The following is a 7,500-nucleotide window of genomic DNA, read 5'->3' on the forward strand; positions in this document are numbered from 1 at the left end:
CTTCTTTGAAGGAGGATTGACGAGTGAAAAATATAGATGAGCTATGGAAGCACTCATTATCAATATTAGAAAAGAAAATAAGCAAGCCAAGCTTTGAAACCTGGCTGAAGTCTACAAAAGCTTATTCTTTAAAAAAGGATACACTCACAGTAATTGCGCCAAACGAGTTTGCCCGAGATTGGCTAGAGGAACGTTACTCAGATGTAATAGGTGAGGTTTTATACGAAACTACAGGCGAACAATTGGAAGTTAAATTCATTATTCCTCACAACCAAAGGGAAGAAGAATATGATTTACCAGCACCGGCCAAAAGGGTTAGAAAATCAGATGACGATCAGCATGAGATACCTCAAACCTTATTAATACCAAAGTATACTTTTGATACTTTCGTTATTGGTTCCGGCAACCGTTTTGCCCATGCAGCATCCTTGGCTGTAGCGGAAGCTCCGGCTAAAGCCTATAATCCTCTATTTATTTATGGGGGAGTTGGACTTGGTAAAACACATTTAATGCATGCTATCGGCCATTATGTATTGGAGCACAACCCATCAGCTAAAGTGGTTTATTTGTCATCCGAGAAATTTACAAATGAATTTATTAATTCAATCCGAGATAACCGTGCTGAAGATTTCCGTAATAAATACCGGAATGTCGATGTACTGCTAATTGATGATATTCAATTTTTAGCTGGAAAAGAATCGACTCAGGAGGAATTTTTCCATACGTTTAATGCACTCCACGAGGAAAGTAAGCAAATCGTTATCTCAAGTGATCGTCCTCCGAAAGAGATTCCGACTCTTGAAGATCGGTTGCGGTCTCGTTTTGAATGGGGTCTGATTACTGATATTACACCACCAGATCTCGAAACAAGGATTGCGATCCTGCGGAAGAAAGCAAAAGCTGAACGACTGGATATTTCGAATGAAGTTATGATTTATATAGCCAACCAAATCGATTCCAACATTCGTGAGCTCGAAGGAGCCCTAATAAGAGTGGTAGCCTATTCTTCCTTAATAAATAAGGATATTAACGCAGACTTAGCTGCCGAAGCTCTAAAGGATATCATTCCGAATTCGAAACCAAAAATTATCGCTATATCGGATATTCAGAGGACAGTTGGAGAATACTTTAATGTAAAATTAGATGATTTTAAAGCTAAAAAACGGACAAAATCAGTTGCCTTCCCTAGGCAGATTGCTATGTATTTGTCCAGAGAGCTTACGGACTCTTCATTGCCCAAAATAGGTGAAGAATTTGGAGGACGTGACCATACAACTGTTATACATGCACATGAAAAAATATCTAAGCTTTTACAAATCGATTCTCAGCTACAGGATCATATTAAGGAAATTACTTTAAAACTTAACAATCACTGATCAACGAAGCAGTTACTAACTGTTGATAATCAATTAAGTTGCTATCAAGATTACTCACAGTCTGTCCACATGTGGATAGACTGTTTTTCGGTCAAATAGTTGAGTTATCCACATTTCCACAGGCCCTACTATTACTTCTTCTTTTATTTTTATAAATAAATTAATAAATATGTATCTAAAATCAATCATCATACTGGGAGGATTACTTATGAAAATTACGATTCAGCGCGACCGTCTGGTCCAAAGTGTTACTGATGTTCTTAAAGCGGTATCAACCCGTACAACGATACCAATTCTTACTGGAATAAAAATTAAAGCAAATGAAGAAGGGGTCACTTTAACAGGAAGTGATTCTGATATCTCTATTGAATCATTCATTCCAGCAGAAGAAGAAGGCAATGAACTAGTTGAAATTAAAGAGTCTGGGTCAATCGTTTTACCGGCTCGTTTCTTTGCTGAAATCGTAAAAAAACTTCCAGAGAGCACAGTTGATTTGGAAGTATATGCACACCTGCAAACAATTATTCGTTCAGGAAAGGCTGAATATAAACTAAACGGACTAAATGCTGAAGATTATCCACAGCTTCCTCAAATGGAAGAACAGCATATGTATTCTATGCCAATCGATTTATTAAAAAATATTATCCGTCAAACTATTTTCGCAGTGTCCACCTCAGAAACACGCCCTGTGTTGACAGGTGTAAACTGGCGCATAGAAGATGGGCAATTAATCTGTATTGCAACAGATAGCCATCGTTTGGCTATGAGAAAAACGGTGATTAATGGGAATGGTGATAGCTACAGTGTAGTCGTCCCTGGAAAGAGCTTAAGTGAATTAAGTAAAATCCTCGATGACACGGATGAAGAAATAAAAATTATATTTACAGAAAATCAGGTACTGTTTAAATCAAAAAATTTATTATTCTTCTCCAGATTATTAGAGGGTAATTATCCAGACACTTCTCGATTAATACCGAATGAAAGCAAAACAGATGTTAGAATAAATACAAAGGAACTTCTTCATGCCATTGATCGTGCTTCTTTATTAGCGAGAGAAAGCAGAAATAATGTTGTTAAGCTTTCTACAATGGGAAATTCCTATATTGAAATTTCCTCTCATACACCAGAGGTTGGTACAGTAACTGAGGAAATTGTTACTCAAACGATTGAGGGAGAGGAATTAAAAATATCCTTTAGTGCGAAATATATGATGGATGCCCTAAAAGCCTTGAATGTAACAGAAGTGACTATTAATTTTACTGGAGCGATGAGACCATTTGTTCTTAAAGGTGTAGATGACGATAGTATGCTGCAGTTAATACTGCCTGTTAGAACATATTGATTTAAAAATTTTTGAGAACCTGTTTTTGGATATGCATCGAAACAGGTTCTTTTTGTGCAAAACCAAATTTTTTAGTAAAATAAACTTTTAGAGACTTTTACAGGTGGGATTATTATGATGGAATCAATACGTATTCAAACCGAGTATATTACCCTCGGGCAATTTTTAAAATTAGCGAGTATTATCGACTCTGGCGGGAACGCAAAATGGTTTCTTTCAGAATATGAGGTATACGTGAATGGTGAACTGGATGTTCGCAGAGGCAGAAAGCTCCGGGTTGGAGACCGTATTGAAATCCCGGATGTCGGTTCCTATATTATTACGGATTAAAGTAAAGGATCTAAAGATATGTATCTTGAAAAGATTAGTCTTCAACATTATAGAAACTATGAAAGTCTGACCGCCGAATTTGAAAATAAGGTGAATGTTATACTGGGCGAAAATGCTCAAGGAAAAACAAATGTGATGGAAGCTATGTATGTACTGGCCATGGCTAAATCTCACCGCACCTCCAATGATAAAGATCTTATTCGATGGGACCAGGAATATGCTAAAATAGAGGGAAGAGTACTGAAAAACAGAGGACCTCTTCCTATGGAATTGATTATTTCCAAAAAAGGCAAAAAAGCTAAAAGTAATCATTTGGAGCAAAAGCGTTTGAGCCAGTATATCGGCAATATGAATGTGATTATGTTTGCTCCGGAGGACTTAAACCTGGTGAAGGGCAGCCCTTTAATCAGAAGACGCTTTATAGATATGGAAATAGGACAAGTATCGCCTGTTTATTTACATGATATAAACCAATACCAAAAGATTCTCAATCAACGTAATGCGTTTTTGAGGCAAGCACAGCTGAGCAAAAGAGCTGACGATGCTATGCTTGCGGTTCTAAATGACCAATTCATTCATTATGCTGCAAGAATTCTTTTAAAGAGGTTTGAGTTCCTTGAATTGCTTAAGAATTGGGCAAAACCTATCCATAAAGGCATTTCTAGAGGTCTAGAAACGCTGGATATTCAATATAAACCATCCATAGAGGTATCAGAATCTATGGACTTGTCGAAAATAGTAGAAAGATTTCAGGAAAAATTTGATAAAATAAGTACTAGAGAAAAAGAACGAGGCACAACATTAATTGGTCCACATAGAGATGACCTGCAATTCTTCGTCAATGGTCATGATGTGCAAACGTTTGGGTCGCAAGGCCAGCAAAGAACAACAGCCTTATCTTTAAAATTAGCTGAAATTGAGCTGATTCATTCAGAAATCAATGAATATCCAATTCTTTTGCTTGATGATGTTCTATCTGAATTGGATGATTACAGACAATCGCATTTGTTGAATACCATTCAAGGTAAGGTACAAACCTTTGTAACGACTACAAGTGTAGACGGAATCGATCATCAAACATTGAGAGAAGCTGCAACCTTTCAAGTGAAAAGCGGAACAATGTCCAGATTGAAATGAGGTGGTTAAGATGTATCTTCATGTCGGAAATGATACTGTAATTAAGACTAGTGAACTAGTTACGGCACTTGATGCCAAAATGCTAACAGATTCACCTGTATTACAGAGATTTTTAGATGAAAATAAAGTTATTGATCTGGCTGAAGGTAATACAAAATCAATTGTGGTTACAGTTCATCACATCTATCTCTCACCAATTGGACTAACTGCTTTGAAAAGAAAATCAGCAAAGATGTCTACGTTGTAACACAATCGATAAGATACGAAATAAATGCATGAAAAGTGTAGGTGAAATGGTTTGACAATGGAGCAAAAAGAAATACAAAAAGAATCCTATGATGAAAACCAGATACAAATACTTGAAGGGCTAGAGGCAGTACGTAAAAGGCCTGGTATGTATATTGGTTCCACAAGTTCCAGAGGGCTTCACCATTTAGTCTGGGAAATTGTTGATAACAGTATTGATGAAGCACTGGCAGGATATTGTGATGAAATCAATGTATTCATCAATAAAGACAATAGTATTACGGTTAAGGATAATGGTCGTGGTATTCCTGTTGGTATACACGAAAAAGTAGGCCGTCCTGCAGTAGAAGTCATTATGACAACTTTACATGCCGGTGGTAAATTTGGCGGTGGAGGCTACAAAGTCTCCGGCGGTCTTCATGGTGTGGGTGCTTCAGTTGTTAATGCCCTGTCTACTGAATTGTCTGTCCAAGTAGAACGTGAAGGGAAAATTCATCTTCAACGTTTTGAAAGAGGTACACCAAAAGGCGAGCTTGAGATTTTAGGCGAATCCGATCGTACTGGTACAACTATTACATTTAAACCTGATGGTGAAATTTTTACGGAAACTCTTATATATGAATATGAGATTTTGGCGGTAAGGTTAAGGGAATTAGCCTTCTTAAACCGTGGTATTAAAATCACGATTAAGGATGAACGTGAAGATGGTAAAGAAAATGAATATTACTATGAAGGCGGCATTAAATCCTATGTAGAACATCTAAATCGTACGAGAGAGGTACTTCACGAAGAACCAATCTATGTCGAGGGTGCTAAAGATGGGATTTCTGTTGAGGTTGCTTTGCAATACAATGATAGTTTTACAAGTAATATTTATTCATTTGCTAATAATATCCATACCTATGAAGGTGGAGCACACGAATCTGGATTTAAAACAGCCTTAACTCGTGTAATAAATGATTATGCAAGGAAATACGGCATTTTCAAGGAAAATGACCAAAATTTAACCGGTGAAGATGTTCGCGAAGGCCTAACTGCGATTGTATCGATCAAACACCCTGATCCGCAGTTCGAAGGACAAACGAAAACTAAACTTGGTAACTCTGAGGCAAGAACGATTACTGACTCCATTTTCTCTGAAAAAATGGAGAAATTCATGCTTGAAAATCCTAGTGTCGCAAGAAAAATTATCGATAAAGGATTAATGGCTGCCAGAGCGAGAGCAGCAGCCAAAAAGGCTAGAGAGCTAACAAGAAGAAAGAGTGCATTGGAGATTTCCAACTTACCAGGGAAATTGGCTGACTGTTCTTCAAAAGATCCATCCATTAGCGAAATTTACATCGTTGAGGGTGATTCTGCTGGCGGATCGGCAAAATCTGGCCGTGATCGACACTTCCAGGCCATTTTGCCTTTACGCGGTAAAATACTAAACGTGGAAAAAGCGCGTCTGGATAGAATTCTTGGCAATCAAGAGATCAGAATGATTGTAACAGCTCTGGGAACTGGTATTGGTGAGGATTTTGATATTACGAAGGCACGATATCATAAAGTTGTCATCATGACTGATGCCGATGTCGACGGTGCCCATATCAGAACCTTATTGTTGACGTTCTTCTATCGTTATATGCGACCGATTATTGAAAATGGTTATATCTATATTGCTCAGCCACCGTTATACAAAATACAGCAAGGCAAGCGTATAATGTATGCTTATAATGATCGAGAGCTGGAAAGTATTATGAGTGAGCTCCCTAGCCAGCCAAAACCTGGTCTACAGCGTTATAAAGGTTTGGGTGAAATGAATGCAACACAGTTATGGGATACAACGATGGATCCGGAGCACAGAACATTGTTGCAGGTTAGTCTAGAAGATGCAATCGATGCAGATGAAACCTTTGAAATGCTTATGGGCGACAAAGTCGAACCGCGTCGGAATTTCATTGAAGAAAATGCGTTACAAGTTAAGAATCTAGATATATAAATTCGATTGATTTTTAAGTATGACTTCAATGGGATTGTTATTGAATTGGGGAATAGCGATCCATACATCTTTTCTGCAGGATAGACAACATCTATCCTGTCTTTTTACATGTATAACTGGATTTTGCGGATAAGAGGAGGTAATTCCATGGCGGAAATGGAAAACTCGAGGGTTAAAGAAATAAATATAAGTCAGGAAATGCGAACATCATTCTTGGATTATGCTATGAGTGTTATCGTAGCCAGAGCACTTCCGGATGTTCGTGATGGGTTGAAGCCTGTGCATAGGCGTGTATTGTACGCTATGAATGATTTAGGTATGACGTCGGATAAAGCATTTAAGAAATCGGCACGTATCGTTGGTGAAGTTATCGGTAAATACCATCCTCATGGTGATACGGCAGTCTACGACACGATGGTCCGTATGGCTCAGGATTTCAACCTTAGATATATGCTGGTTGAGGGGCATGGTAACTTTGGATCTGTTGATGGTGATTCAGCTGCGGCAATGCGTTATACAGAAGCCCGTATGTCAAAAATATCAATGGAGTTAGTTAGAGACTTAAACAAGGATACAATCGATTACCGAGACAACTACGATGGTTCAGAAAAGGAACCAGTGGTACTTCCATCACGTTTTCCTAACCTGCTTGTAAATGGCTCTTCTGGAATTGCGGTTGGTATGGCTACGAATATTCCTCCACATCAGTTAGGAGAGGTCATTGATGGTGTGCTTGCTTTAAGTAAAGACCCTGAGATCTCCATACAGGAATTGATGGAAATTATTCCGGGTCCGGACTTTCCAACTGCAGGTCAAATTTTAGGAAGAAGCGGTATTCGTAAAGCTTATGAAACTGGTCGTGGTTCCATCACGTTAAGGGCAAGATCGTTTATTGAAGAGAAACAAAACGGTAAACAGGTCATTATTGTAACGGAACTTCCATACCAAGTGAACAAAGCCAAACTGGTTGAACGTATTGCAGACTTGGTACGTGACAAGAAAATTGAAGGTATTACAGATTTACGGGATGAGTCAGACCGTAATGGTATGCGTATCGTAATTGAATTAAGAAGAGACACGAATGCAAA

The 7,500-nt window shown here is 38.2% G+C and carries 7 protein-coding genes (1 of these 7 only partly in view); all 7 read left to right on the top strand.

Annotated features, from left to right (window positions below; all coding sequences use genetic code 11):
* Nucleotides 1-23 precede the first annotated feature (23 nt).
* Nucleotides 24-1,376, top strand: a complete 1,353-nt coding sequence (gene dnaA / locus F7984_RS00005; RefSeq protein ID WP_066109730.1) for a chromosomal replication initiator protein DnaA — start codon at nucleotides 24-26, stop codon at nucleotides 1,374-1,376.
* A gap of 208 nt (nucleotides 1,377-1,584) precedes the next feature.
* The gene (gene dnaN, locus F7984_RS00010) at nucleotides 1,585-2,718 is read left to right on the top strand and encodes a DNA polymerase III subunit beta (protein WP_066109733.1); all 1,134 of its coding nucleotides are present in this window, start codon (nucleotides 1,585-1,587) and stop codon (nucleotides 2,716-2,718) included.
* A 114-nt stretch (nucleotides 2,719-2,832) separates the two neighbouring features.
* Nucleotides 2,833-3,048, top strand: coding sequence for a S4 domain-containing protein YaaA (gene yaaA / locus F7984_RS00015; protein WP_066109738.1), 216 nt, complete (start codon nucleotides 2,833-2,835; stop codon nucleotides 3,046-3,048).
* A gap of 18 nt (nucleotides 3,049-3,066) precedes the next feature.
* Nucleotides 3,067-4,185 carry a DNA replication/repair protein RecF gene (recF, locus tag F7984_RS00020; protein WP_066109741.1) on the top strand — a complete coding sequence of 373 codons (1,119 nt, stop codon included), beginning with the start codon at nucleotides 3,067-3,069 and terminating at the stop codon, nucleotides 4,183-4,185.
* Between the two features lie 10 nt (nucleotides 4,186-4,195).
* Nucleotides 4,196-4,432 (top strand): extracellular matrix regulator RemB, encoded by a 237-nt coding sequence (gene remB, locus F7984_RS00025; RefSeq protein ID WP_066109744.1) that lies wholly within the window; start codon nucleotides 4,196-4,198, stop codon nucleotides 4,430-4,432.
* Nucleotides 4,433-4,489: 57 nt separating this feature from the next.
* The gene (gene gyrB, locus F7984_RS00030) at nucleotides 4,490-6,412 is read left to right on the top strand and encodes a DNA topoisomerase (ATP-hydrolyzing) subunit B (RefSeq protein WP_066109747.1); all 1,923 of its coding nucleotides are present in this window, start codon (nucleotides 4,490-4,492) and stop codon (nucleotides 6,410-6,412) included.
* Nucleotides 6,413-6,559: 147 nt separating this feature from the next.
* Nucleotides 6,560-7,500, top strand: partial view of a DNA gyrase subunit A gene (gene gyrA / locus F7984_RS00035; protein ID WP_066109750.1) — the 5' portion only. Its footprint extends 1,612 nt past the window's final position; the window shows 941 of its 2,553 coding nt (coding positions 1-941); the start codon lies at nucleotides 6,560-6,562; the stop codon falls past the right edge of the window.

The organism is Pradoshia sp. D12, from assembly GCF_008935075.1.
Lineage (GTDB): Bacteria > Bacillota > Bacilli > Bacillales > Pradoshiaceae > Pradoshia.

Excerpts from the sequence above, each read along its gene's own strand:
- dnaN (WP_066109733.1), top strand. The coding sequence starts at position 1,585 with ATGAAAATTACGATTCAGCGCGACCGTCTGGTCCAAAGTGTTACTGAT.
- yaaA (WP_066109738.1), top strand. The coding sequence starts at position 2,833 with ATGATGGAATCAATACGTATTCAAACCGAGTATATTACCCTCGGGCAA.
- recF (WP_066109741.1), top strand. The coding sequence starts at position 3,067 with ATGTATCTTGAAAAGATTAGTCTTCAACATTATAGAAACTATGAAAGT.
- remB (WP_066109744.1), top strand. The coding sequence starts at position 4,196 with ATGTATCTTCATGTCGGAAATGATACTGTAATTAAGACTAGTGAACTA.
- gyrB (WP_066109747.1), top strand. The coding sequence starts at position 4,490 with ATGGAGCAAAAAGAAATACAAAAAGAATCCTATGATGAAAACCAGATA.